Raw genomic sequence first — 24,216 nt, forward strand, 5'->3', positions numbered from 1 at the left:
GTGATATAACACACCTTTTGGATTTTCCATTTTTCATTTTTTTTATTAATCTAATTGCAATAGGAATTTCCACAAATGGAGTACTAACAATGAAACACATCGATTTTGAAAAACTCGACCTACTGAGTTTAATGATCATTGTTGGATTGTGTGAAAACAAATCAGCTACCCATGTTTCAAAAATCCTCAATGTACCGCAATCAAAGATTAGCCGTTGCTTAAGAAATGTTAGAACAATTTTTGGCAACGAATTATTTTATAGAAAGAAATATGGATTAATTCCTAACGAATATGCTAAGCGGATCTATCCAATTGCGAAAGAAATAGTAGATCACGCGCATAGTTTTAACAATCTCGCCAATAATCAACAAAATAGTGAACGTTGGTTTGAAGTGGCTGTTCCGGGCTTAGTCACTTATTTATATCCCAAAGCCTTAATGCAATCTATCCGTAATGAAGATAAACAGTTCCATCTGAATATTGTGCCGTGGAATAACAGCACTTTACAGGGGATTATGGATGGTGAAATTACCATGGGCGTTTGCTGTGGTAACCATCAAGATGCCATGAAACTGGTCGATGGTCAGTACGAGATCGAATCGTTGAAACGGTTGGAAGATATTTTCCTGATCTGTAGCAGTAAACATCCGTTGTTGCAGCAGGAAATCACCCTCGAATCGATTGCCAAGTTTCCTTTTATCAAAACTGACCTCGGTTGTAATCCGCACGCAACCTGTCCGTTTGAAGATTGGTGCCGCCGTAATGAGATCCAACTGGATGTAGAGATCAGCATTAGCAGTGTTTCATCGCTGTTTAATTATCTGGAAGAAAGCCAGGCGGTATGTCTGGTGCCTTATAAGTCCGTTTTTGATCTGCTGGCCGATGTACCAACATTACATGGCTGTAAGCTGGCGGAATCCGAAACAATGCGCATGTTTGGCATCGCCGAACCCAAAACCGTTGAAATGGTAGCGCCGACCGATAGTAATGATATTGAGCTAAATTGGCTCAAACAGAAAGTAAGAGAAGTGACCCAGGCCCTGGTGTAACGGCCTGACACGTTTTTTAACTATCTGAACATACATTGCATACCGCAAACAGGTTACACTAACAGCCATCCACCACAGGGTGTCTGTTTATGCAAAAGAATCAACACGCCGATCTGAATCTACTTTGGGGCGAACTCATCCTGGAAGAACTGGCGCGGCTGGGAGTACAACATGTGTGTATGGCTCCTGGCTCACGTTCTACCCCTTTGACCTTGGCGGCGGCCAGGCAGACGAAGCTGCAACAACATCTGCATTTTGACGAACGAGGACTGGGCTTTTACGCCATGGGACTGGCGAAGGCCAGTCGTGCCCCAGTGGCAATTATTACCACTTCCGGCACCGCGGTTGCCAATCTATTGCCAGCAGTGGTTGAAGCCTGGCTGACGCAAGTACCTTTGATTGTGTTATCTGGAGATCGTCCACCGGAATTGATTGACTGTGGGGCCAATCAGGCAATCCATCAGCCCGAGATTTATGGCCAATATGCACGACCCGTTAATCTGCCAACACCGGATCTGGCTATCGCACCACAAACACTGCTAACAACCGTGGATGAAGCGGTTTGCAATCAACAATCCCCGGTGCATATCAACTGTATGTTCCGCGAACCATTATATCCGCAGGATTTGCACGCGCCGCTAGCGCAGGAACTCCATCATTACCTGTTACCATTGCAGCGCTGGCAAGGCCATGCCAAACCCTATAGTCAATACAGTCGGTTAATCTCGGGGCAATTACCAAGTCGCGACATGCTCAACCGCTTTGCCCATGGTCAGGGCGTTATTATCGCTGGCACCCTAGATGCTGCAGAACAACCAGCGCAGTTGACAGAGTTAGCAGCCAAATTGGGCTGGCCCCTTTTGACCGATGCCCAGTCACAGCTGCGGCAGCACCCAGCAGCTATCGGCAATATTGATCAGTTGCTGCAGCAACCTAAAGCCAAAGCACTATTGGAGCGCGCTGACCGGGTATTGGTGTTTGGCGGCCGTTTGCTGTCAAAGCGCTTAATTGCTTATCTAGCACAACAGGATTGGCAGAGTTACTGGCAAGTATTGCCATCACAACAAAGGTTGGATCCCAACCACAAAGCCAAAGAAATCTGGCTGACGCCGTTGACAGCGTTTGCCGCACTCGACTGGCCACGCTCCTCTGCTGCTAACTGGGCACTGGAGCTAATCACGGTCAATGAACAGTTACACCAACTGTTCCGACAGCAGATAGATAATGGTCCGTTTGGTGAAGCACAGGTGATCAGGGCCATAGCCGCCACGCAACCGGGGAAACAGCAACTGTTCATCGGTAATAGTTTGCCGGTGCGGTTATACGATATGTTTGCACCAGTGACGGCCGACGCTGCGCAGACCTACACCAATCGTGGCGCTTCCGGTATTGATGGCCTGATTGCGACCAGTTGTGGTGTAGCAGCCCATCAGCAGCGACCGACAACACTGATTATTGGTGACATCTCCGCGTTGCATGATCTGAACTCTCTGGCACTGGCGCGACAGGCTAAAGGACCTTTAGTGCTGGTCATTCTCAATAACGATGGTGGTAGTATTTTTAACATTTTGCCGGTGCCCGATGAACAAGTGCGCCAACGCTATTACCGCCTCGAACACGGACTGGAATTTGGGTACGGCAGCGCCATGTTTGGTCTGCCCTATAACCGGGTGGAAGATTTACAGGCGTTCAATGATGCCTATCAAGAAGCCTTAGCATATGACGGAGCGTCAGTGATTGAAGTTCGCGTCAGTCAGACCCAAGCCAGCGAGCAGATTGCTCAGTTGGGTCAATGGGTGAGACAAAGCTGATGCTGGCCTATCAATGTACAGGCGACAATCGGCAACCTAATCTGGTGCTGTTGCATGGATTTCTTGGTAGTGGCGCGGATTGGGCTCAGTTATTACCCGTCCTAAGCCAACATTTTTACTGTATTACTATCGACCTGCCAGGGCATGGCAACAGTAGCATCCAGAGGGTGCCAGAGCCGGGTTTCAAGGCGACGGTCGAGCTCCTGTTGCAGACACTGGACAATCTCGGGGTAAACCGTTTCCATCTGCTGGGTTATTCTCTGGGTGGACGTATCGCTTTGCATGTCGCACAAATGGCACCACAGCGTTTATTGAGTCTGCAGCTGGAGTCCTGCCATCCTGGCTTACTGACGGTGGCAGAAAAGGAACAACGCGCCGTTAGCGATTCGCAATGGGCTACCCGACTTGCACACCTGCCGATACAGCAATTTCTGGCACTCTGGTATCAACAGCCCGTGTTTGCCGAGTTATCTGACGCCGAGAGAGCGCTATTAATCGAACGCCGCAGTCAACAGAGCCCTGACGCGTTACTGGCGATGTTCCGTGCCACGTCTCTCGCTTGGCAACAGGATTTGCATCAGGTCCCGGCCAGCTGTGGCTGTCCGGTACACTATTATTATGGCCAGCAGGATGCGAAATTTTCCGCGTTGGCACAACACTGGCAGACACGGAGTAACATCCACTGCCATGCTATTGCTGCCGCTGGGCATAACAGCCATCAGGCCAATCCCCAGCAATTTCTTGCAGCGCTTTTACCCGCTTTAGGTTCATCAGCGGAGGTTACCCCATGATTGCCGATTCCTTTGCGCTTGCCCGTTACCATATTCCGTTGGAAGCACCTTTACCTGTAGGGAAACAGCGTATTGAATTGCGTCAGGGATTAGTGCTCAAAGCCTGTGTTGGCGACCAGCAACATTATGTGGAAATCGCCCCGTTAAGCGGTCTAGATCGTGATGGCAGCCCCATTAACGGCTTCAGCCACGAGTTGCTGGATGACGTAATTATTGAAGCGCAACTACTGTTACAGTCTGTCATAGAAGGCGGACATGATCTTATTGCCGCCAGTAATCTCACCCAACTGCCGTCGCTGGCGTGGGGTTTAAGTCTGCTCAATGCCAAGATTGCAGGGCAGTTACCAGTACACCACCCCCAATTTGAACCTATTCCGCTACTGGTTCCACGAGAAGGCGAACCCATAACCTTAACCAAGCAACGCATCAGCAACTTACCCACTCATATCCGTCGGGTAAAAATCAAAGTAGCGCAAACTTCTATGGCAGAAGAGCTGGCCCTGATCTATGCCGTGCTAGAGTTACGCCCAGAGCTAAAGCTACGGCTCGATGCCAACCAAGGCTTTGAGCAGCCACAGGCAGAAAGCTTCTGTGCCTGCCTGCCAAAAGCAGCTATCGAGTATTTCGAAGAGCCTTGCCGTATCTGGCAAAATAACCGAGCATTGTTCGCCAGCACCGGCATTCCATTCGCACTAGATGAAACGCTGGCCAAAACAGCGGATTTTAAAGTGGCGGAAGATGCCTTCGAACATGGTCTGAGAGCACTGGTGATCAAACCCATGTTGCTAGGCACACTGCAACGATTGCAACAACTGGTAGACGAAGCCAATGCGCTGGGTATTCGTAGTGTGCTGAGTTCGTCACTGGAGGCATCGCTGGGGATCCGTGATTTATGCCGGGTGGCAGCACTGTTAACTCCCGATGAAACCCCGGGCGCTGATACACTGTCGCCATTTAGCAAGGATTTGATCGTTGGCGATCAGCATAAGACCTGCTTGCAGTTTGAAGCGCTTACTCCTGTATTCAGTGTAGGGAAATAATCGATGTTGTCGCCCCTGCATCAGAGTGCCCGCCAGCATCCCACCGCCATTGCGCTGATGGCTAACGGCCGAGGCATCAGTTATCGCAATCTAAGTCAGCAAGTACTGGCATTAGGTACACAGCTACGGGACGCTGGATTACACGCGGGAGATAAACTTGCCTGTATTGCTGGCAATTGTGCCGAATTGGTGAAACTTTACTGGGCCTGCGTCGACAACGGCTTACTATTTTGTCCCTTGTCACCAAAATTTCCTGACAGCCAGCTTGAAGGGTTGATGCAGCGCTTTGCGATCCAATACCTCTGGTGCCCAGATGATGCTCGTCAGCCGCTGTGGCAAACACGTCAGAGATTAAACCTCAATTTTGCCCTAACCGCGAATAGCACTGCACCAGAAATAGCACTGGATACTGCGATTGATATTATTTTGACCTCTGGCTCCAGTGGCAAGCCGAAAGCCGCCATGCACAGTCTGGCTGGACATATTGCCAACGCCGAAGGCAGCCGTAGCTTAATCGCGTTGCAAACCGGTGATGGCTGGTTGGCATCATTGCCGCTGTTTCATATCGGTGGAGTGGCGATTATCAATCGCTGTGCCCTAGCCGCAGCGACCACAGTATTGCCTGACAGCAGCTTGAGCCTAGCACAACAACTCAAACGCGATCCCATCAGCCACTTGTCACTGGTAGCGACCCAATTACAACAACTGCTGGATGAGGCGCCTAACAGTCTGTTACTCATCAAGTATCTGCTACTCGGTGGCAGTGCTATCAGTCAGTCATTACTGGACCGTTTACAACCGCTGGACATGCAGGTCTTCACCAGCTACGGCATGACCGAAATGGGTTCGCAAATTACCACAGGGCCAGTTCGCACTGACGGTAGCAGCGGTAAACTACTGCCAGGACGCCAACTGCAAATCCGCGACAATATCATCTGGGTAAGGGGAGAAACGTTGTTTCTCGGCTATCTGCAGGATGATGGCAGTGTGGATAAAGCCATAGATGAGTCCGGTTGGTTTTGCAGTAAAGACCGGGGATTCTTAGATGAACAGGGACGACTGCATATTCAAGGGCGCGCCGATAATATGTTCATCTGTGGTGGCGAAAATATTCAGCCAGAAGAAGTAGAGGCCGCATTAAAACTGCACCCAGATATTCTTGAAGCTATAGTGTTTCCAGAGCCAGATCTCAAATTTGGTTATCTGCCATCAGCAATAGTGAAAACCCGTAGCGGAGAATTGCCAGATGCGCAGGAGATCAAGGCGTTTCTTAGCCAGTATATTGCAGCATTCAAGCGACCTAGACGTTACTACGCTTGGCCAGCTATTGATCAGACCGGTCTGAAAGTGCAACGGCAGCAGATCATTGCCCAAGTGACCAACACCGACCCTCACTAAAATCGAGGCTCTCATCATGTAAAAAGCCCGGCATTTGCCGGGCTCAGATAATTCTGACTCAGTCTTAAATTTCCATACATGCTTTGAGCTTGTTCATGGCATTCTTTTCCAACTGCCGGATACGTTCCGCTGACACCTGATACTGGTCTGCCAAGTCCTGCAAGGTGGTTTTATCATCATCCAGCCAACGGGCTTTCAGAATATGCTGACTACGTTCATCCAGCGTTTTAATTGCGGCCAGCAACCGGGCCTGCGAGTTGGCTTCCCAGTTATCATTTTCCACCTGTTCGGCAACATCAGAAGAGTGATCCTCCAAGTACAGAGCAGGGGCAAAGTCATGGTCATCATCCTGATCACTGCTCATATCAAACGCCGCATCTTGGGCTGACATGCGTGACTCCATCTCGGTCACATCCGCCTTGGAGACGCCAAGACTATCGGCCACCATGGAGACTTCTTCATCGCTGAACCAGCCAAGACGTTGCTTTGCCTTACGCAGATTGAAGAACAGCTTGCGTTGTGCCTTAGTGGTAGCAACCTTAACGATACGCCAGTTTTTCAAAACATATTCATGGATTTCCGCTTTAATCCAGTGCACGGCAAAAGAAACCAGACGCACGCCGACATCGGGGTCGAAGCGTTTTACCGCCTTCATCAAGCCTATGTTGCCTTCCTGAATTAAATCTGCCTGAGGCAAACCGTAACCGGCATAGCCACGGGCAATATGCACTACAAAGCGCAGGTGCGACATAATAAGCCGCTTAGCCGCCTGCAGGTCACCTGTTTCCTGCAAACGCTTAGCCAATGCATATTCCTCATCAGCTTCCAGCATTGGCATACTGCTCACTGAATGAATATAGGCTTCGAGACTGCTGCTTCCCTGAGGAACCATCAGTGCCATTGATTGCGTTTGATCAGTCATTCACGCTCCCTTTCATTACTACAGTTCAATTAAAGGATTTCAACCGAACTTTTGCACTATCGGTTAATTGACATTATATGTCAACACAACTCGGTGCGGAGTGTTATTTTTGCTCCACAAATAGGACAATGCAAGTCCCATTTAGTTCACGGTAATATCAGCTGGGTTCAATGGCCCGCAGGTGCTGTCGTACGGATAAATAAGACCCCAGCCAACCGAGAAACGATGCGGCACACACCATCTGTAACAATTCACTGAAACTCAGCGACTGTAGCTGCATGTTGCTGCCATAAAGCCCGATAAAAGTAGTCACTGCACCGGATAAAAACCACACTAACAGATTGATAATCAGCCACGCTAAAGTACCACCAATAACACCGTACCAAATGCCAGTATAAAGGAATGGGCGCTGAATAAAGGCTTCGGTTGCGCCCACCAGCTTCATCACTTCAATCTCATTGCGCCGGTTCATAATTGCCAATCGAATGGTGTTGCCTATCACCAATACCACAGCCAGGATCAGCAAAGCTGCCAATCCGAACACAGTGCGTTCCAACACGTTAACCAGTGCCTGGAGTTTCTCCAGCCATTCAATATCCAGCCGTCCGAAACTGACTTCCGGTTCCTGCTCCAGCTTTGCCAATAACTCTCTAGCACCCACGGGGGTGGAGTAACGACTGCTGGGGGTTACAATAACCACTGCGGGTAGCGGATTTTCATCCAGATAAGAGAGCGCGTCACCAAAACCGGATTGTTGCTGAAACTCTGCCAGTGCCTGTGCTCGTGTGATGTATTTGATATCACTGATTTCAGGATAAACCTTAATGCGGGCGATCAGGCTTTGAATACTCTGTTCGGAGCGACTACCGTCTATGAACAGGGAAATCTGCGCGGCGCTGCTCCAAGAGTGCGTGATGTTTTCAACATTCTTAACCAGCACCTGTAATGCCGCCGGTAAACTCAAGCTCACCCCGAGTACGGCCATGGTCATAATGGAGGACACCGGCGTCCGCCACAACTCGCCCATGCTGGCAGTGGCATGCTGAATGTGACGGATGAAAAACATCACAATGCGGCCAGAGAGTGGTAGCTTGGAGCGGGTCAGCGAAGATGGGGACATAACAACTCCTAATCGCTCAAGGATTCAACGATATCGGCTTCACCACCAATCATACGCCCCTGCCGTAACGTCAGGGTACGATATTTCATACGGGCGATCAGACCAAGATCATGGGTAGCAATCAACACACTGGTGCCAGCATCGTTAAAAGTCTCAAACAGCCGCAAAATGTCCATCGACAATTTAGGGTCGAGGTTGCCTGTCGGTTCATCGGCCAACAGCAGTGCCGGTTTGTTCACAATCGCTCGCGCAATGCCAACCCGCTGTTGCTCACCACCAGACAACATAATGGGGTAATGCCGTTCTTTGCCATATAGCCCTACCATATCCAACGCACCTGCCACCCGCTTGCGAATTTCGCCCAGCGAAAAACCTTCAATCACTAACGGCAACGCCACGTTGTCAAACACACTGCGATCCATCAGCAGATGGTGGTTCTGGAAAATCATCCCTATCTGCCGTCGCAGATAAGGCACATGCTGGCGTTTGATATGGGCAATATCATGACCGTTGATATAGACCTTGCCTGCACTGGCGCGCTCAATCACAGTGATCAGTTTGAGCAAGGTACTCTTACCAGCACCAGAATGACCGGTAAGGAATGCCATTTCTCCCCGTTGCAGGTGAAAGTTCACCTCGGTTAGCGCTTTCTGACCACCGGGATAGATTTTACTGACCTGCTCAAATCGAATCATACTCAGCTATCCGTCTTCTCCTGACTGAACAGGGCGTCGATAAAGTCTTTGGCGTTGAAGGTTCGTAGATCATCAATCTGTTCACCTACCCCTATGTAACGGATAGGAATAGCAAATTTATCCGCAATGGCAAAGATCACGCCGCCTTTGGCAGTGCCATCAAGCTTACTGATAGTGATCCCCGAAATACCCACCGCTTCATGGAATAACTGTGCCTGACTGATGGCGTTCTGGCCCGTGCTGGCATCCAGTGTCAACATCACTTCGTGCGGTGCGGCGTCATCCAGCTTCTTCATCACTCGCACCACTTTTTTCAGCTCATCCATCAGATGTGCTTTATTTTGCAGACGGCCAGCGGTGTCGGCGATCAACACATCCACTTTACGGGATTTTGCGGCCTGCAACGCATCAAACAATACGGAGGCACTGTCAGCACCGGTGTGCTGGGCGATGACCGGAATATTGTTCCGCTGGCCCCACACCTGCAGCTGTTCAACCGCAGCGGCACGGAAAGTATCGCCTGCGGCCAGCATCACAGATTTACCTTGGCGCTGGTACTGTTTCGCTAGCTTGCCGATGGTCGTGGTTTTACCCACGCCGTTCACCCCTACCATCAGGATCACAAACGGACCCGTGGTATTTTCCGGTACCAGTGGCTGGCTCACCGGTTCCAAGGTTGCCAGCATCTCTTGTTGCATCAAAGCATACAGCGCTTCCGCATCTTTTAACTGTTTGCGGCTCGCATGTTCGGTGAGGTTATCGATCAATTTGCGCGTGGTTTCTACGCCTACATCGGCGATCAACAGTTGTTCTTCCAGCGCTTCAAACAAATCTTCATCAATTTTCTTGCCGCGGAACAAGCCAATAAAACCGCTGCCGATGTTCTCGCTGGTGCGCATCAACCCCCGTTTCAGTCGAGCAAATAGCCCTTCCTTATGTGGTTTAGCCTGCGGTTCCGGCTGTTGTTCTAGCTTCTCACCATGTTCATCGCTGGCTTTCGCTGCGGCAACATGATCAGCGACTGAAGGTTCTGCAGGGATGGTTGCAGTTACCGCTACTTCGTCATCAGTGCCTACCGCATGGTCATCAGTAACAGACACTTCCTCGGCGATATCGTCAGCATCCGGCGACTCAGGCTCTTTGTCTGGTAGGTCTTGCTCTGCTTCGGCCGTTGGAACTGTGGTATTTGTATCCGCTGTCGCCGCCGCAGCGTCTGTTTCTGCAACCTCGCATGCTGTTTCGGCAGATGCAGACGTGGACTGCTGCAGCTCGGGCTTGGTTTCAGCGTCAGTATCTTTACGGAACCAGGAAAATAAACCTTTCTTTGCCATCAGTATTCAGTGCTCAATCTCTTGGGTGGGAATTGCCAGAAGCCTTGGAGGCCACTGTTCAGTGGTCGCGGATTTACCTGCTGCCAGCGTTTTCGCCTTCAACGGCAACTTTGTTATAGAATAGCGACGCTTCACTCCCCTCATCAGCCTTAACTGGCTGTTAACGCTCTGCATTATGAAGGGATTTAAAATATTCGGTACAGTTTACCACTTTATTTCTGTCGGCAACATAACGGGGGCAACATGGCCAGAAATCGTCCAGGCAGCGGACAGGTAAGGATCATTGCAGGTCAATGGCGGTCACGCAAATTACCCATACAGGATCTGGAAGGATTACGCCCAACCACAGATAGAGTCAGAGAAACCTTGTTTAACTGGCTCAGTGGTCATCTTACTGGCGCGAGTGTGCTTGATTGTTTTGCCGGTAGTGGTGCGCTGTCGTTAGAAGCGCTGTCGCGTTATGCCGCCTTTGCCCGAATTCATGAATTGCAGCGTAGCGCCGCGGATCAGCTCAAACGCAACTTGGCAACCCTCAAATGTGACAACGCGGAAGTGCTGGTCGGTGATACCTTGCAACTCCTGCAGCGACCAGCTGATAAAGGTTTTGATATCGTATTTATCGACCCGCCTTTTCGCAAAGGCCTGGCAGCGCCAACCATAGCGCTGTTGCAGCAAGGATGGCTCAACGATGACGCGCTGATTTATGTGGAGGTAGAGACTGAATTGCACGACTTGCAGGTGCCCGCGCAATGGCAACCTTTAAAAGAGAAACAGGCGGGTCAAGTCAGTTATCGCTTATATCGCTACCAGGAGCAGACTGCATGAACATGAGTATTATCATTGGCAAGCTGGTCACCGCCTTTGCATGGCTGCTGATGCTGTTCAATCTGCTGCATCCTTTTGACGGCAACATCGCCATCATTTTGAATATCCTGTTGGGGGTTACCGCCATTATGCACGGCCTGCAGACATTGATCTTTCATACATTGTTCAGCCAGGCGTTGCCACTGCGCGCAAAAGACTATATCAACGCTTTTGTCTTTGGCGTATTTGCACTGTTGGACTATCGTCAGCGGCTGCTAAAGCGCAGCTCTGACGCCAGCCGCAAGCGTTAACACCTTATAGAAAACCAATGGCCAGCGGGTATTTAAAGACTTTGCCTTCGCTGGCTTTAATGGCGGCAATGATGGTGAAGATCACATTCAACAACACCAATAGTCCAATCAGAAAGAAACTTACCAGAAAGAAACCTATCAGCAAGAAACTTACCAGAGAGAACGCCAAAACAATGGCAACGGCATAGTAGATCAACATGCTGATTTGAAAATTCAAGGTATTACGGCCACAGGCATCGACAAACGCTGAGTCTTCCCGTTTCATCAACCACACAATAAGCGGCCCCAGAATATTACCAAAGGGGATCAGATAACCGGCAAATGTTGCCAGATGCACCAGCATCCCCATGTCACGTTCCTGTTTTGGCAATTCGTACATAATGACTAGCTTCCCTGTAAAGTTTGTAACTGCGCAGGCCCATGCAACCGCTTGTGCCAATCTTCCACCACACCGTTATTCAGGCGTTGTTGCAAATTATGCTGCCAGTTGGCGGCTAACCCATCGGCCGCTAACAGCTTTTCATAAGCCGCGGCATCATACTGTGGCGTAAAATATAATGTCATCGCCTGCGCTAAGCTGACCGACGAACGCCGCTCCAGCAAGCGCAACTGCTGTTGAGGGTGGATACTGCCCTCATCAAGCACTCGGTAAAACCAACCGCACATGGCACTATCTTGCATCACCTGTGAAAAATTTGGCTGACAAAATTGGACATTGAGCTTAAAGCAAGGCGACCGCGGTTGCGTTACCTGCAACCGCACCGTACCGATGGCGACAATATCACCAATGAACAGATCCTGTTCCGTCAGCCCCAACGATGAAATATTTTCGCCCATAGCGGGAGCTGTATGGGTTGTTCCGGCTAACCCTAGCTGTTGATAAGCTTGATAATGTTCTAGGGGAAAATGATGCAGCACTCTGTCAACCCCGCCGTGGTTTTTGCTATCGGCCTGAGCATCATGCAGTACCCCTGTGTAAGTCACCTGTAACAATGACTGCGGTTTTTTACTGTCAATACCACTGGGCAAGCCATCACGAAACACCAGATTGTCACCGGCATAAAGGCCGCAGAGTTGATGTTCGGGCAAAAGAGAAAATGGCATCTTAACGTCTTGATGAACAAATAATTAATCTGCAGTTTTTATCACAGAAGCTGGCGATTAGCCACACGATAAATTTGAAAAAAACCCCGTTGGGGAACGGGGTGGAAGGAATAACCAGCAAATGAGCGAACCTCTCGTCATTGCTGCAAACGAGGGTTACGCGGTTAATCATGCGCTATTGCCATGACAGGTGTATGACAAAAAATAAAGCCCCGCATCATGCGAGGCCAAAAAACCATCTAAAAGGAAGAATGAAGGGAGAGTATGCAGAAAACTTTCTCAGTACTCGCAGCGAATATTATTGGGACAGCATGACAGCGACATGACGTCTATATAGTGTTTTTGTGACATCCGCTGCTGGCATCCTGCAGATATTGCCGCAAGGCGATGCCGGGCACTGAGGTTTCCGAGGCCACGGCATATGCCCCCCACACCGCGGCTTCGCCCATGGCAGCAGTAATCTCCAACCCCGACAATAAACCGTGGATCAACCCCGCAGCGTAGACATCACCGGCACCCGTAGTATCCACCACCGCAGCGGTCACGGCAGAAATACGTGTTTCCCCTTCAGCACTGTATAGCCGTGCCCCTTGTTCGCCCTCAGTCACAATAAAATAGCGCAATTCATCACCGGCAATCTGCTGGGCAAACTGCCAATAGTTTAATGACGTGCGTTCATGCATATCGGAATGCGATGACAGCAGCACATGACAGGGCCGCGGTCGATCATCTTTCGCCAACTGCGCCACCACCAGCGTGTGTGCCAAAGCGCTATGCGCCCAACTGACCGCGCCTTCAGCGGAGGTATTAAGATACAGCGCGTCCCACTCTTGCCAGCGTGGCGGAGCGGCTAACTGAAATGTGGGCCGTTGTGGTCGGATAATGGTGCGTTCGCCATCAGGCGTCATCACCAACAAGATTTCACTGGTACTTCCGTCATGTCGTTGTACCCGCCGACAATCCAGTCCTTGCATACCCGCTTCGGCCAGTACCCAATCGCCTAACTCATCGTGACCGACCTGACTCACCAAGGCCACTTTATGTCCGGCCCATTCCAGTCCGATCCCAGTATTGGCGCCACCGCCACCCAAGCGCCGACCGCCGTCTTGATAATGAAAGCGTCCGCCGGTTCGTAACGCTTTGTTGAGCAACAGAATACGGTCACAATTTAGATTGGCTATCAGTAGAATATTGGCCATATTTCCTCTGGAAAACACTTAATCAGCAGATTGTAGAAACGCTTGTACGCGAGGCAATTGTGCCGCACCATCGCTGCGTCCTAAATGATAAACCGCCGCCACTTTGTCGATATTACGCTCCAAGCGCGACAGCCCCAATGGCGCTTTGGGCTGGATCACCAGCGCCGTGCCAGCCTGCAACGCCTGCTGTAACTGTTGTAACGCCTGGTTGTAGCGCTGATGCCGTACCATTAATGCTTTAGCGACCTCGGGATAATCTCGGTACACCCACTTTGCCAACCAAGTCGGCTTGAAGGGCGATTTGCGGTACGCAGCATCCTGCGTCAGGATCACTAGCTGTTTACTGAAACCATCAGCCTGCGCCTGCTTTATCGGAATGGCATCGGCAATACCACCATCGAGATAAGGTATGTCATTAATCAGCATTGGGTGCGATATAAAAGGCAAACTGGAGGATGCAATCAAGACATCCAGCAATCGCTGATGATCATGGAAATCAGCCATGCCAAAGAATTCGGTGTTACCTGTGACACAGTTGAATGCCCCCACTTTGAACTCTGAACCGCTGTTTAGGAAGTTTTCGAAGTCAAATGGGATTAACTCATTTGCCATACGACGGTAGGCAAAATCCACGTTGATATAATTACCGCGGCGCAACCAATGGCTCAGCCCCATGTAACGTTTATCATTAAGGAAACCTTGCTGAATTTGCAGGTTACGTCCAGCTTGCCGTGACAGATAAGATGCCGGATAAATCGCCCCCGCCGAGACACCGACCAGATACGGAAAAGTCAGTCCGGCCGCCATAAAGCTATCCAGTACTCCCGCCGTATACATTGCCCGCAGTCCACCACCTTCCAACACTAATGCGGTTTGCTCCATTGCTGTTCTCCTGAACTTCACGGCATGCAGCATACCCAAGCTGGCAGCACAGGAAAACCTTTTGTCACTGACATTGGATATTTTTCAGCAGATGCTAAGCTAGCGTCGTATGAGTTTTCACTGTCACAAGGAGAGAAATAGTGAAACGGTTGTTGTTCTATCTGATTTTTGCCTATGCCTGCTGGATGATCTGGCAGCGATTAGCGGGCCACGAAGACAAGGTTGTAGCATCACCAGAATGGCAGCCGACTGTGATAGACAGTATCGAGGAACGGCTACCCGAAATTCCACCTCAATTTAAATGTGATGGCCGCCAATACTGTTCACAGATGCGTTCTCGAGCAGAAGCCGAGTTTTTCCTGCGCCACTGTCCTAATGTCAAAATGGATGGCGACCATGACGGGATCCCCTGCGAGCGAGACAGTCGCTGGTGATCACGTTCTCCGCAATGTAAACGTGGCCTCCGGATACTCAGCGGCCATTTTGTCCAGCCAAGCCTCACTATCATGCGTGAATTCCTGCACACATCACAATTGCCAAACTTAATAATACAAATGATAATAAATATCATTTGATATTGAATGTGATTATGTTATTTTGCGGCTCATTTCTTCATTCTTAAGTTGCTGATGCCCACACTTTATAAGGAATTTTCATGTGGTATAGCGCCCTAATTCTTACCATGTTGGTAGCAAGTACACTGCTGTATCTGAGCAGTAAACAACAAGCCTTGCTCCACACGCCCTTACCCGTGGCACCCTACCGTTACCTGTCTTATGCGCTGTTGCTGGCGGCATTAGTAGGTTGGAACCTGTTACTAAGTACAACAGCCGCAGTTTTTCTGTGGCTGTTATTGCTGGGCAGCTTATTAGGATGGATTCCGTTTTTATCGCTGTTACGCGGGAGTCCGCTGAAATGAATGAGCGCAGTAAAATCCAGCCTGACTGGTTTGGTAAAACCGTTTGCGGCCTATTCCTGGGATTCGCCCTAGCGCTGGCACTGGTGGGTTGCTTTGCTTGGTTCGGCCCTGGAGGCATTGATGCCCAAGATAAATATCAGTTCAACATGTGGCTGCTAGCCCCCATCTGGTTAAGCGTGCTCAGCTTTGTCTATTTGTTCCATTCCACCCGTCGGGCATTGCTGTGGCTCGGTGGTGCCAACCTGCTGGCCTGGGGCCTGCTGCTGTTGTTGAGGTAAACCATGCAAATCCGCAGTGATATCCTAAGGATCTATCAGAAAGTGCATCTTTGGACTGGCATTACAGCTGGTATCTTACTATTTATCTGCTTCTTCGCTGGGGCACTGACAATGTTCAAGCCACAACTGTCTGCCTGGGCATCACCGCCTACCAGCATATTGCCGCAAATCGCCACGGCTCAGGCCGATGAGCTGTTGCAGCAGGCATTGGAGCAACATCCCGAGATTGCTAAAGGCTTTACCTTGCATCTGGAGGATGACAAGCATGCACCGCTGACTTGGTATAGTCATGGTGGTGGCCGAGGACTGAATCTAAATGCTGAACAATGGCAAGCAACATTGGATGAACATGGTCAGTTATTGACCCAGAAAGTGCAGCCAAGCCAACTCGGTACCTTGATCGATCAATTACATCGCACGGCAGGTATCCCCGGGAATTTGGGACATGAACAACTAGGGGTACTGGTGATGGGGGTGGCCTCGATACTGTATTTTATGGCGCTGATTTCCGGCGTCATCTTTCTGCTACCGACCTTGGTCAAAACCCTGTTTGCGTTGCGACAAAAGAAGGGGCCAAGCCGATTTTGGCTGGACAGTCATAACCTGTTAGGGATCACCGCATTACCCTTTCATATCGTCATTGCGATTACGGTCGTGGTGTTTGCCTTTCACGATGTCTTTTACGATGCGCTGGGAGAGTTTGTGTATGGTAAGACACCCGGCTTCAGCCGCGGTGCACCGCTAGTGCAACCACTGAACATTACCCATTTGCCCCCCATTCGTGAAATCATTGCCACCGCTAATCAACATGCGCCAGGATATGAGGCGCGTACACTCACGTTTATGGGACTAGATACTCCACGCCCGGCCGTGCGGATTGAAATGTACAATGAGCAAGCGTTGATGCGAGGCCCTTTGGCTGACTTTTTGTCGTTACAACCCTATTCACTGGAAACTCAGTTCAGTACCTTCTCGCCAACGGCAGCAGGCACATGGGGCCGTATCGTTGCGGTATTCTTCGGACTACATTTTGGCAGTTTTGGCGGTATGCCAGGACGTTGGCTCTACTTTTTTATGGGACTCAGTGGCGCCATGCTGTTTTACAGTGGCAACCTGCTGTGGCTGGAAAAACGCCGCCAGCAACAAAAAGGCGCGGAATTGCCACAGCAGCCACGAAAGGTGCGGTTGATGGCAGCGGCAACCGTTGGCTGTTGCCTTGGGGCAATGGTTGCGGTGGCAATCACCATGTTGTTAGGGAAATGGCTGTATAGCTGGGTCACCAACATCAATTACAGTTATCTGTGGAGTTACTATCTGTGTTTTGCCGCCGCGGTATTGTACAGTTTTTGGCGTGGTGCCGCCCGTGCTGCCATTCATCTGCTGCGGATAGGCGCGCTCGCTTGTATCGCCATGCCACTAACATCCGTGCTGGCAACTTATGCGCCGTCATTAGGCATTTGGGCACCGCACACACTGACCACCCTGATGGTAGATTTAGTGGCACTGTTATTCGCTTTCGGCTTTCTCTACAGTGCGCGTCTGACGCAACAACGGACAGTTAATGGTCCTGCAGATAGCATCTGGGCTATCATCGATAAACAAAATTCGGCAACGCCTGCTTCACGCTTGTCTGTTTACTGAAATTCTTCGGGAGTCCTGGCATAGTTGCCGGGACTCTGATTGAAATAACGTTTGAATTCACGGCTAAATTGCGCAGCGCTCTCATACCCGACCCCTGCCGCCGCTTGCTTTACCCGCGCCCCTTGCAGCAACAACTCCCGTGCCCGATTTAAGCGCAACTTCTTCAGATATTGGATCGGCGATGACGCGGTTACTTCGCGGAAACAACGGTGAAATGCCGAGCTGCTCATATTGACCAACTCCGCCAAATGTTCCACTTCAACGGTATCGCTGTAATGTCGGTGCATGAACTGTAGCGCTTTGTCGATCCGCGCCAGACGACTATGTGCTGAGGCCAGCGCATACAGCGGAGCCGCGTTCTCGCTCAGCAAAATACGGAATAGCAGTTCCTGCACTATGCCATCCCCCAGCACTGCAGCTTCCAATGGCGACTGCAATACACACAACAATCGTTCAATACAACAGTTGAGCAACTCACTATTTTGGGTGAGAAAAACCCCGGTTTGACGACTCATATCCTGAGTAACCGGTAACCGATAATGCTGGCTTAATTGGTGGATCACGTGGCTGAGCTGCTGCGCATCAATATCCACCATCATCACTAGAGTAGGCTCATCGGCTGAGGCAAAGGTTTCACATTCAACTGGCATTGGCACCGTCATCACCAATGGCTGCTGAGGGTTATATTCCAATACGTTGTCTTCGATGAATAATCGCTTGCGCCCCTGTCCCACAATCATGATGCCTTGCCAGTAATACATAGGGCGGCGGCTGCGATAGCTGTCAGCGCGGAAAATACGGATCCCCGGTATGACGGTAGCAAAAGTACCGCTCTTGGGGGCAAGTGCCGCCATCAGACGCGCTATTTCAGACATCAATTAATCCTCATTTGCAGAAATCAGCAGTATTTAACCATCAAATGACCACTATTTTACAGTATGAAGCAGGAATAGGCATAAATTGGCCAGCAATGGGTATGGCGCTTCGCTGGCAGAGGATTACTATGGCAACCATTGAACTATGCTTGGCAAATGGAGACTGTGTCCATGTTTAACTTTGATTATCGTAATCCAACTCATATCGTCTTTGGTAAAGACCGCATTGCCGAAATCGACAAGCTGATACCACCGCAAGCGCGGGTATTGGTGTTGTATGGCGGTGGCAGCGTTAAAAAATTTGGTACCCTTGAGGCAGTCAAACAAGCACTTGGTACTCGCCAACAGTTCGAGTTTGGCGGGATAGAAGCCAATCCACGTTATGAAACACTGATGCGTGCCGCTGCCTTAGCAAAAGCAGAAAACATCGATTTCCTGCTAGCTGTTGGCGGTGGTTCGGTAATGGATGGTACTAAGTTTGTGGCGCTAGCGACCCATTTTGCAGGTGATGCAGCCACCTTACTGTGGAACGGCACCGCCGCCGTTGACAGCAGTAAGATACTGCCGCTGGCCACTGTTGCAACGTTGCCCGCCACAGGTTCAGAGATGAATGCTTTTGCGGTGGTTAGCCATCCTAAAGGCAAATTTGGTATCACTCATGCGCAGTGCTATCCGCAATTTTCAGTACTTGATCCGAGTCTGACTTTCACGCTGCCAAAAATCCAAGTCGCAAATGGCGTAGTCGATGCTTTTGTCCATGTATGCGAGCAGTACGTGACTTATGCTGCTGAAGCAAAAGTGCAGGATCGCTTTGCCGAAGGATTGCTGCAGACGCTGATTGAAGTGGGGCCGATCACTGTAGCACAGCCACAGGATTATGATGCGCGCGCCAATCTGGTGTGGGCCGCCACCAACGCCCTTAACGGCCTCATAGGCACTGGGGTACCGCAAGACTGGGCAACTCATATGATAGGTCATGAACTGACTGCCCGTTTTGGGATTGATCATGCACAAACATTGGCGATTGTCATGCCATCATTGTGGCAGGTATGCCGCGAGCAGAAACACACAAAATTACTGCAATATGCTGAGCGCGTTTGGAATATTACAACGGGCAGCGATGCAGAGCGTATTGATGCCGCAATTGCCAAAACCCGTGAATTTTTTGAAAGCCTGGGCATTAAAACCCGGCTCCGGGATTACGATGTGGCAAAAGCTGATATCGACGATATCATCTCTGCCTTGGAAGCCCATCGTATGGTAAAACTGGGAGAGCACCAAGCAATCACGCCAGCAGTCAGCCGCCAGATCTTGGAACAAGCCTGGTAACCAGCACTTTGGGCTGACAACATATCAAGGTTCATGATCGCTAATAGTGTAAAAAGTCAGGGCCAGCAGGCCCTGATTTTCACTAACAACTTACCTTTATTTCACCACTTTGGGGGCTGGAGCAGGCGCTGATACATTACCTGGTTGTGCCTGCCATCTCATGCCTCGGCCCATAAACGCCGGGGTACCACCACAGCTGCCACGCATGGCGAAATGCTGACCTCGACCACCGTTAGCGTGCATTTGCTGCATCCACTGCTGCCGCGCCTGAGGATCATTGCGCATGCTGTCGCGCCATTTTTGCATTGCCTCTGGATTCTGATGCAACGCCTGCATGGTCTTATACTGCGGGTTATTGCTGTTCATCATGCCAAAACCATAACCCCAGTAGTGAGCGGATGCACCGGCAGAAATGACCAGCGCGCTAACCATCAAAGCTGCTTTCATAAAAGTTTTCATGTTAATTCTCCTATTGCTGTGTACGCCTTTATTACAGCAAGAACCCGCAGCCGATGTGTGTCGCAATTCCCTTCTTTTCTGACAAACAGTCACAATCTATAGCACTGACAAACTTTGCCACACTTTCCTGTGCAATCTGTATATAGTAATGACCAAGGGGCTTTATAAGGGGTTGAAATGGAACGGGCTTATCAGATACTTGTCGTGGATGACCACAAAGATATTCGCGATTTGCTGCAGCGCTTCCTGCAACAGCACGGCCTGCGGGTAAGCACAGCGGCCGATGGGGCAGCGATGGAAAAATTGATGGCGACCCAGCGTTTTGATCTGATTATCCTCGACTTAATGTTGCCAGGGAAAGACGGTATCACCCTCTGCCGCGAAATTCGCAGCACCAGCAACGTACCCATCATCATGCTGACAGCGCTGGGGGAAGAGATTGACCGTATTGTTGGTCTGGAAGTGGGGGCTGATGACTATGTTCCTAAACCGTTCAACCCACGTGAACTGTTGGCACGGATCAAATCTGTACTGCGGCGCCATTTTGCCATCCCTACCCTAGATGAACAGTTAAGTACCAGCCCAACGTTATATCGGTTCGCCGATTGGCAACTCAATACCCTTTCTCGCGAACTGCAAGATCCTCAGGGCGCATTGGTCGCCTTGACATCGACCGAGTTTACGCTGTTGTTGGCATTTTTAGCCCATCCCAATGTGGTACTGAGCCGGGAAGATATTCTGCGCCTGGTACAAGGTCGCGGTGCCGATGTTTATGACCGTGCCATCGACACGCTGATCAGCCGGTTACGTAAGAAAATCGAGCCGGATCCGAAACAGCCCAGATTAATTAAAACCATCTGGGGCGGCGGTTATCAGCTCAGTTGTGAGGTCAGCCATGGTTAACTGGTATCAACGGCAACCGCTGATTTACCAGATAGGGCTGGTGATCCTGATTGGTTTTGCCTTGAGTTTTTTACTGACGCTGTTTCTGTTGTCATACGATAAATCACAACGGCTCAACCAGTTGTCTGTATCCGGCGCAGTACAGCGAGTGATTGCGGTGGCAGACACACTGCAACAAACCCCGCAATCGTTGCACCAGTCCATCCTCAACGCCAGTAGCAGTTCTGATTTACAACTGTCATTGACCGACACACCACGTGTCACCGCCGCCAGCCAAACCGACAACATGAGTCGACGATTTATCCAACAGTTGGCCGCTGCCGGCATTACAGAAGCCAACCTGACGCTGATTTCACAATCACAAAGGCCGTTGATGGATCTTTCCAGACACAACATGGAAGGCATGCGGGGGATGATGAATAACGGCGACATGATGCGTGGCGCATCGACCAAACCTGGCCGTAACGGAGCACCATTTGCAGGCCGAGGACGTAATCTTAATTACAGTGCCACCATTGATGGCTCGGTAAAACTCGCTTCTGGACAGTGGCTGAACTTTTCTTCTGGCATGGAAACCGATATTACCCATTGGTCCAACAGTGTGCTGATCGCGCTGGCGAGTGTCATGCTGTTGACCATATTGTTGTCACTGCTGGTTATCCGCCGGGCTTTGACGCCGATTGCGCAGTTAGGCAGCGCCGCATTAGCCTTTGCCCGTAATAAACAGGTGCAGGAAGTGAATAGTCAGGTGCCGCGCGATCTGTTACCAACTATTAATGCCTTCAATGATATGCAACGGCAACTGACTGATTACATCAAAGAGCGCACGCAGTTGCTCGCGGCAATCTCTCACGATTTACGTACACCGCTGACCAGCCTGCGGTTGCGGGCAGAATTTATTGAAGAGAGTGAAGATAAACAGCAACTGCTGCGGACCATCGGCACTATGGAGAAAATGCTGACGGCGACCATGCGTTTTGCTAAAAACGATAGCAACCGAGAGCCAAGACAAATGACCAACATTGATAGTCTGTTGCAGACGATTGTCGATGAATACGATGAGAAAGGGGTCGAAATCCACTACCAGCCACAACCTGGCTTAACCGGTAATATCCCCCCGGTGAGCGTGCGCCGTATGACCGAAAACCTGATCAATAATGCTATTCAGTACGCTGGAAACAATGCGCAGATAACGCTGGCATTAGCGCAAGATCATGAGCAATTACGTATCTGTGTCGCCGATAATGGCGTAGGTATTCCCGCCGATAAGCTGCAAGAAGTCTTAAAACCGTTTACCCGCCTCAGCGAGGCACGTGACACTGACAGCTCCAATGTGGGCTTGGGACTCGCCATCACCCATTCGCTGGCGACCGCCTATGGCGGCAACCTACTATTGCAGCCTAATCAGCCATCTGGACTTAAAGCAACGGTCAGTCTCTCGCGGCATTAAGCACCTGACTGACAGTCGTAACACCATATAAATATTGCTTTTGTGATCCTCTCGCTACCCAAAAGCAGCGCCAGACTGCAGTCTTGTGTCCTTTCTATTCTGGGAGAGAAAGGATGCATAAGTCTTTCATCGCGACACTGCTGCTCGCATTGACCATTACTTCTATCACCACCGTTACCACACCGGCGACCGCCTCGGTAATGAATATCAGTCGACCAGCACAAGGTCAGTTGGGGCTGGTCAGCGTCAATCCTTACGGTTATGCACCACTGACCGCGATTATCGGCCTGGCAGGAAAACAGCCTACCGACATGGAGGTGACCGTCTTAGGCAAGGGCAAAGCGGGCGTTGATATTCACTACCGTGTTGGTCATAGCCAGCTACTGACCTATGACGGGGTGCCAGTGTTTGGGCTATATGCCAATTACCAGAACCGGGTGCAGCTGCGTTATACATTAGCAGGGAACAAAGTCGACGAAACCTACAACATTTTCACTCAACCGTTGCAAGGGATCAGCGTGGATAATGCGGTGGCGGCCTTTCCGACCATCAAACCAGTCACCGTTGCCAAAGGCTTTAAACAACGTTTGTACTGGATAAATCATCTGGTCGCCGATCAGCATTCAGAATCGATGCAGTGGGCTAATGGTGGCGCACTAGAGTGGGATCGTTGGCCACTGGATTTCATTACCGATACCCAGGGCGAAGTTCGCTGGTATCTCGACCCGCATAAAATTCATGATCAGCAAGATATTGGCAAACGCGGCATTCTGATGGGCGTCCATCAAGTTGCTAACGGCGACATAATATTTTTGCAAGGGCAACGCTATTACCGCATGGACTTGCTAGGGCGCATGGTATTTGAACGCTGGTTGCCCAAGGGTTACATCGACCTGTCCCATGACATGAAAGCCCTGCCAAATGGCCACTATCTGTTACGGGCAGCCAAACAAAACTACCATCGCGCTGACGGGAAAGTGGTAAATACCGTGCGTGACCAAATTCTGGAAGTCGATGAATATGGCCGTCTGGTCGATGTCTGGGACCTTAACCGCATCCTCGACCCGTTACGGGACAGTCTGATGAAGGCCTTGGATCCGCGTGCCGTATGTCTGAATGTCGATCTGCAAGCCAAAGGCAACGAGCTAGAGCCTGATGCGCCCTTTGGTGATCACATGGGCGTTGGTACCGGCCGCAATTGGGCGCATGTCAATTCGGTCGAGTATGATGCCAGTGACGATGCCATTATCATCTCATCGCGCCATCAAGGGGTGTTTAAAATCGGCCGCGATAAGCAGGTAAAGTGGATTCTGGCACCACGCAAAGGCTGGGACAGCCAACTGGCAAGCAAACTACTAACACCTGTGGATGCCGATGGCAAGCCGCTGGACTGTGACGAAAATGGGGTGTGTCAACACAGCGATTTTGATTTTGGTTATGCCCAACATGCCGCCTACCTAGTGCCACAAAAAGGTACGCTCACCTTGTTTGATAACGGTGATGGCCGCCATCTCGCTCAGCCGTTTTTTGCCAATCAGAAATACAGCCGCGCGGTGGAGTACCAGATTGACGAGCAAAAACTCACCGTCCAACAGCGTTGGGAGTTCGGTAAAGACAAAGGCTATGACTGGTATAGCCCAGTGACATCCATTGTCCGTTATCAACCGGACACTGACAGCATGCTAATTTTTTTCGCCACTGGAAAATTACTGGAGCAGGAACTGACCGAACCCAGATTAGTCGAAGTGAAATACGGTACGCAGCAAATCGCCGTAGAACTGGATATGCTCGCTACCACACCGCAACAGGCATCGTATCGGGCATTGGTGATCCATCCAGAATTGGCGTTCAGCCACTGAAACTGAATCTGGTATCGACCTCAGCACTGCGATTTGCCCCGGCTTT

General features: G+C 50.4%; 24 protein-coding genes and 1 pseudogene. 15 read left to right on the forward strand and 10 right to left on the reverse strand.

The features are described from left to right. The 5 genes from J3L11_RS11070 to menE form a co-directional block, all read left to right on the forward strand. Window positions 1–1,049: LysR family transcriptional regulator (locus J3L11_RS11070; protein ID WP_207571020.1), on the forward strand; the 1,049-nt coding region annotated here is incomplete at its 5' end. Between the two features lie 89 nt (window positions 1,050–1,138). Further along, complete coding sequence (gene menD, locus J3L11_RS11075; RefSeq protein ID WP_207571021.1) at window positions 1,139–2,860, forward strand: 2-succinyl-5-enolpyruvyl-6-hydroxy-3-cyclohexene-1-carboxylic-acid synthase; 1,722 nt, start codon at window positions 1,139–1,141, stop codon at window positions 2,858–2,860. Beyond that, complete coding sequence (gene menH, locus J3L11_RS11080) at window positions 2,842–3,651, forward strand: 2-succinyl-6-hydroxy-2,4-cyclohexadiene-1-carboxylate synthase (protein ID WP_242695206.1); 810 nt, start codon at window positions 2,842–2,844, stop codon at window positions 3,649–3,651. The genes menD and menH overlap by 19 nt, the downstream gene beginning before the upstream one ends. Then, window positions 3,648–4,691: an o-succinylbenzoate synthase gene (menC, locus tag J3L11_RS11085; RefSeq protein ID WP_207571022.1), complete on the forward strand. Its 1,044-nt coding sequence runs from the start codon at window positions 3,648–3,650 to the stop codon at window positions 4,689–4,691. The genes menH and menC overlap by 4 nt, the downstream gene beginning before the upstream one ends. Before the next feature lie 3 nt (window positions 4,692–4,694). Continuing rightward, a complete protein-coding gene (gene menE, locus J3L11_RS11090; protein WP_207571023.1) occupies window positions 4,695–6,089 on the forward strand; it encodes an o-succinylbenzoate--CoA ligase in 1,395 nt (464 codons plus the stop codon). Window positions 6,090–6,153: 64 nt separating this feature from the next. Here menE and rpoH read toward each other — a convergent pair whose 3' ends face one another. The 4 genes from rpoH to ftsY form a co-directional block, all read right to left on the reverse strand. Beyond that, the gene (rpoH, locus tag J3L11_RS11095; protein ID WP_133038186.1) at window positions 6,154–7,011 is read right to left on the reverse strand and encodes an RNA polymerase sigma factor RpoH; all 858 of its coding nucleotides are present in this window, start codon (window positions 7,009–7,011) and stop codon (window positions 6,154–6,156) included. A 157-nt stretch (window positions 7,012–7,168) separates the two neighbouring features. Continuing rightward, entirely contained in the window at window positions 7,169–8,131 is a 963-nt protein-coding gene (gene ftsX / locus J3L11_RS11100) for a permease-like cell division protein FtsX (protein WP_133038187.1), read from the reverse strand. 8 nt (window positions 8,132–8,139) lie between these two features. Further along, complete coding sequence (gene ftsE, locus J3L11_RS11105) at window positions 8,140–8,826, reverse strand: cell division ATP-binding protein FtsE (RefSeq protein ID WP_133038188.1); 687 nt, start codon at window positions 8,824–8,826, stop codon at window positions 8,140–8,142. A gap of 2 nt (window positions 8,827–8,828) precedes the next feature. Continuing rightward, the gene (ftsY, locus tag J3L11_RS11110; RefSeq protein ID WP_207571024.1) at window positions 8,829–10,157 is read right to left on the reverse strand and encodes a signal recognition particle-docking protein FtsY; all 1,329 of its coding nucleotides are present in this window, start codon (window positions 10,155–10,157) and stop codon (window positions 8,829–8,831) included. A gap of 243 nt (window positions 10,158–10,400) precedes the next feature. On the opposite strand from ftsY, the gene rsmD reads away from it, so the two are divergent. Both rsmD and J3L11_RS11120 read left to right on the forward strand, forming a co-directional pair. After that, window positions 10,401–10,982 carry a 16S rRNA (guanine(966)-N(2))-methyltransferase RsmD gene (gene rsmD, locus J3L11_RS11115; RefSeq protein ID WP_207571025.1) on the forward strand — a complete coding sequence of 194 codons (582 nt, stop codon included), beginning with the start codon at window positions 10,401–10,403 and terminating at the stop codon, window positions 10,980–10,982. Further along, entirely contained in the window at window positions 10,979–11,272 is a 294-nt protein-coding gene (locus J3L11_RS11120) for a DUF1145 domain-containing protein (RefSeq protein ID WP_207571026.1), read from the forward strand. The genes rsmD and J3L11_RS11120 overlap by 4 nt, the downstream gene beginning before the upstream one ends. A gap of 4 nt (window positions 11,273–11,276) precedes the next feature. On the opposite strand, the gene J3L11_RS11125 is transcribed toward J3L11_RS11120, so the two are convergent. From J3L11_RS11125 to J3L11_RS11140, 4 genes are all read right to left on the reverse strand, one after another. Continuing rightward, entirely contained in the window at window positions 11,277–11,654 is a 378-nt protein-coding gene (locus tag J3L11_RS11125; protein WP_207571052.1) for a DUF4870 domain-containing protein, read from the reverse strand. A 2-nt stretch (window positions 11,655–11,656) separates the two neighbouring features. Next, window positions 11,657–12,376, reverse strand: a complete 720-nt coding sequence (locus tag J3L11_RS11130) for an MOSC domain-containing protein (protein WP_207571027.1) — start codon at window positions 12,374–12,376, stop codon at window positions 11,657–11,659. A 329-nt stretch (window positions 12,377–12,705) separates the two neighbouring features. Beyond that, a complete protein-coding gene (locus J3L11_RS11135; protein WP_133038193.1) occupies window positions 12,706–13,575 on the reverse strand; it encodes a PfkB family carbohydrate kinase in 870 nt (289 codons plus the stop codon). An 18-nt stretch (window positions 13,576–13,593) separates the two neighbouring features. Next, window positions 13,594–14,457, reverse strand: a complete 864-nt coding sequence (locus tag J3L11_RS11140; RefSeq protein ID WP_189617290.1) for a patatin family protein — start codon at window positions 14,455–14,457, stop codon at window positions 13,594–13,596. Window positions 14,458–14,753: 296 nt separating this feature from the next. Between J3L11_RS11140 and J3L11_RS19660 the strand changes: the two are divergent. From J3L11_RS19660 to J3L11_RS11160, 4 genes and pseudogenes are all read left to right on the forward strand, one after another. Then, window positions 14,754–14,891, forward strand: a pseudogene (locus J3L11_RS19660) (excalibur calcium-binding domain-containing protein); the annotation flags it as partial. Window positions 14,892–15,112: 221 nt separating this feature from the next. Beyond that, window positions 15,113–15,376: a hypothetical protein gene (locus J3L11_RS11150; protein ID WP_189617291.1), complete on the forward strand. Its 264-nt coding sequence runs from the start codon at window positions 15,113–15,115 to the stop codon at window positions 15,374–15,376. Further along, on the forward strand, window positions 15,373–15,654 hold the full coding sequence (locus tag J3L11_RS11155; RefSeq protein WP_189617292.1) for a hypothetical protein: 282 nt from the start codon (window positions 15,373–15,375) through the stop codon (window positions 15,652–15,654). Before J3L11_RS11150 ends, J3L11_RS11155 begins: the two co-directional genes overlap by 4 nt. A gap of 3 nt (window positions 15,655–15,657) precedes the next feature. Continuing rightward, window positions 15,658–17,295: a PepSY-associated TM helix domain-containing protein gene (locus J3L11_RS11160; protein ID WP_207571028.1), complete on the forward strand. Its 1,638-nt coding sequence runs from the start codon at window positions 15,658–15,660 to the stop codon at window positions 17,293–17,295. Here J3L11_RS11160 and J3L11_RS11165 read toward each other — a convergent pair. Next, window positions 17,289–18,170, reverse strand: coding sequence for an AraC family transcriptional regulator (locus tag J3L11_RS11165; RefSeq protein ID WP_207571029.1), 882 nt, complete (start codon window positions 18,168–18,170; stop codon window positions 17,289–17,291). The genes J3L11_RS11160 and J3L11_RS11165 overlap by 7 nt on opposite strands. Window positions 18,171–18,341: 171 nt before the next feature. Here J3L11_RS11165 and J3L11_RS11170 point away from each other — a divergent pair, with 171 nt between their 5' ends. Then, window positions 18,342–19,499, forward strand: a complete 1,158-nt coding sequence (locus tag J3L11_RS11170; RefSeq protein WP_207571030.1) for an iron-containing alcohol dehydrogenase — start codon at window positions 18,342–18,344, stop codon at window positions 19,497–19,499. A 96-nt stretch (window positions 19,500–19,595) separates the two neighbouring features. Here J3L11_RS11170 and J3L11_RS11175 read toward each other — a convergent pair whose 3' ends face one another. Further along, window positions 19,596–19,958, reverse strand: a complete 363-nt coding sequence (locus J3L11_RS11175; protein ID WP_207571031.1) for a hypothetical protein — start codon at window positions 19,956–19,958, stop codon at window positions 19,596–19,598. 177 nt (window positions 19,959–20,135) lie between these two features. Here J3L11_RS11175 and J3L11_RS11180 point away from each other — a divergent pair, with 177 nt between their 5' ends. From J3L11_RS11180 to J3L11_RS11190, 3 genes are all read left to right on the forward strand, one after another. Next, the gene (locus J3L11_RS11180) at window positions 20,136–20,861 is read left to right on the forward strand and encodes a response regulator (protein WP_189617297.1); all 726 of its coding nucleotides are present in this window, start codon (window positions 20,136–20,138) and stop codon (window positions 20,859–20,861) included. After that, window positions 20,854–22,311 (forward strand): HAMP domain-containing sensor histidine kinase, encoded by a 1,458-nt coding sequence (locus J3L11_RS11185; RefSeq protein WP_207571032.1) that lies wholly within the window; start codon window positions 20,854–20,856, stop codon window positions 22,309–22,311. Before J3L11_RS11180 ends, J3L11_RS11185 begins: the two co-directional genes overlap by 8 nt. Window positions 22,312–22,424: 113 nt before the next feature. Then, window positions 22,425–24,170, forward strand: coding sequence for an aryl-sulfate sulfotransferase (locus J3L11_RS11190; protein ID WP_207571033.1), 1,746 nt, complete (start codon window positions 22,425–22,427; stop codon window positions 24,168–24,170). Window positions 24,171–24,216: the final 46 nt, after the last annotated feature.

The sequence above is a fragment of the Shewanella sp. 4t3-1-2LB genome (assembly GCF_017368415.1).
GTDB classification, from domain to species: Bacteria; Pseudomonadota; Gammaproteobacteria; order Enterobacterales; family Shewanellaceae; genus Shewanella; species Shewanella fodinae.

What these genes read in the sequence shown, in the direction of transcription:
- menD (WP_207571021.1), top strand. Translation starts at nt 1,139, where the DNA reads ATGCAAAAGAATCAACACGCCGATCTGAATCTACTTTGGGGCGAACTC.
- menH (WP_242695206.1), top strand. Translation starts at nt 2,842, where the DNA reads ATGGGTGAGACAAAGCTGATGCTGGCCTATCAATGTACAGGCGACAAT.
- menC (WP_207571022.1), top strand. Translation starts at nt 3,648, where the DNA reads ATGATTGCCGATTCCTTTGCGCTTGCCCGTTACCATATTCCGTTGGAA.
- menE (WP_207571023.1), top strand. Translation starts at nt 4,695, where the DNA reads ATGTTGTCGCCCCTGCATCAGAGTGCCCGCCAGCATCCCACCGCCATT.
- rpoH (WP_133038186.1), bottom strand. Translation starts at nt 7,011, where the DNA reads ATGACTGATCAAACGCAATCAATGGCACTGATGGTTCCTCAGGGAAGC.
- ftsX (WP_133038187.1), bottom strand. Translation starts at nt 8,131, where the DNA reads ATGTCCCCATCTTCGCTGACCCGCTCCAAGCTACCACTCTCTGGCCGC.
- ftsE (WP_133038188.1), bottom strand. Translation starts at nt 8,826, where the DNA reads ATGATTCGATTTGAGCAGGTCAGTAAAATCTATCCCGGTGGTCAGAAA.
- ftsY (WP_207571024.1), bottom strand. Translation starts at nt 10,157, where the DNA reads ATGGCAAAGAAAGGTTTATTTTCCTGGTTCCGTAAAGATACTGACGCT.
- rsmD (WP_207571025.1), top strand. Translation starts at nt 10,401, where the DNA reads ATGGCCAGAAATCGTCCAGGCAGCGGACAGGTAAGGATCATTGCAGGT.
- J3L11_RS11120 (WP_207571026.1), top strand. Translation starts at nt 10,979, where the DNA reads ATGAACATGAGTATTATCATTGGCAAGCTGGTCACCGCCTTTGCATGG.
- J3L11_RS11130 (WP_207571027.1), bottom strand. Translation starts at nt 12,376, where the DNA reads ATGCCATTTTCTCTTTTGCCCGAACATCAACTCTGCGGCCTTTATGCC.
- J3L11_RS11135 (WP_133038193.1), bottom strand. Translation starts at nt 13,575, where the DNA reads ATGGCCAATATTCTACTGATAGCCAATCTAAATTGTGACCGTATTCTG.
- J3L11_RS11140 (WP_189617290.1), bottom strand. Translation starts at nt 14,457, where the DNA reads ATGGAGCAAACCGCATTAGTGTTGGAAGGTGGTGGACTGCGGGCAATG.
- J3L11_RS11150 (WP_189617291.1), top strand. Translation starts at nt 15,113, where the DNA reads ATGTGGTATAGCGCCCTAATTCTTACCATGTTGGTAGCAAGTACACTG.
- J3L11_RS11155 (WP_189617292.1), top strand. Translation starts at nt 15,373, where the DNA reads ATGAATGAGCGCAGTAAAATCCAGCCTGACTGGTTTGGTAAAACCGTT.
- J3L11_RS11160 (WP_207571028.1), top strand. Translation starts at nt 15,658, where the DNA reads ATGCAAATCCGCAGTGATATCCTAAGGATCTATCAGAAAGTGCATCTT.
- J3L11_RS11165 (WP_207571029.1), bottom strand. Translation starts at nt 18,170, where the DNA reads ATGTCTGAAATAGCGCGTCTGATGGCGGCACTTGCCCCCAAGAGCGGT.
- J3L11_RS11170 (WP_207571030.1), top strand. Translation starts at nt 18,342, where the DNA reads ATGTTTAACTTTGATTATCGTAATCCAACTCATATCGTCTTTGGTAAA.
- J3L11_RS11175 (WP_207571031.1), bottom strand. Translation starts at nt 19,958, where the DNA reads ATGAAAACTTTTATGAAAGCAGCTTTGATGGTTAGCGCGCTGGTCATT.
- J3L11_RS11180 (WP_189617297.1), top strand. Translation starts at nt 20,136, where the DNA reads ATGGAACGGGCTTATCAGATACTTGTCGTGGATGACCACAAAGATATT.
- J3L11_RS11185 (WP_207571032.1), top strand. Translation starts at nt 20,854, where the DNA reads ATGGTTAACTGGTATCAACGGCAACCGCTGATTTACCAGATAGGGCTG.
- J3L11_RS11190 (WP_207571033.1), top strand. Translation starts at nt 22,425, where the DNA reads ATGCATAAGTCTTTCATCGCGACACTGCTGCTCGCATTGACCATTACT.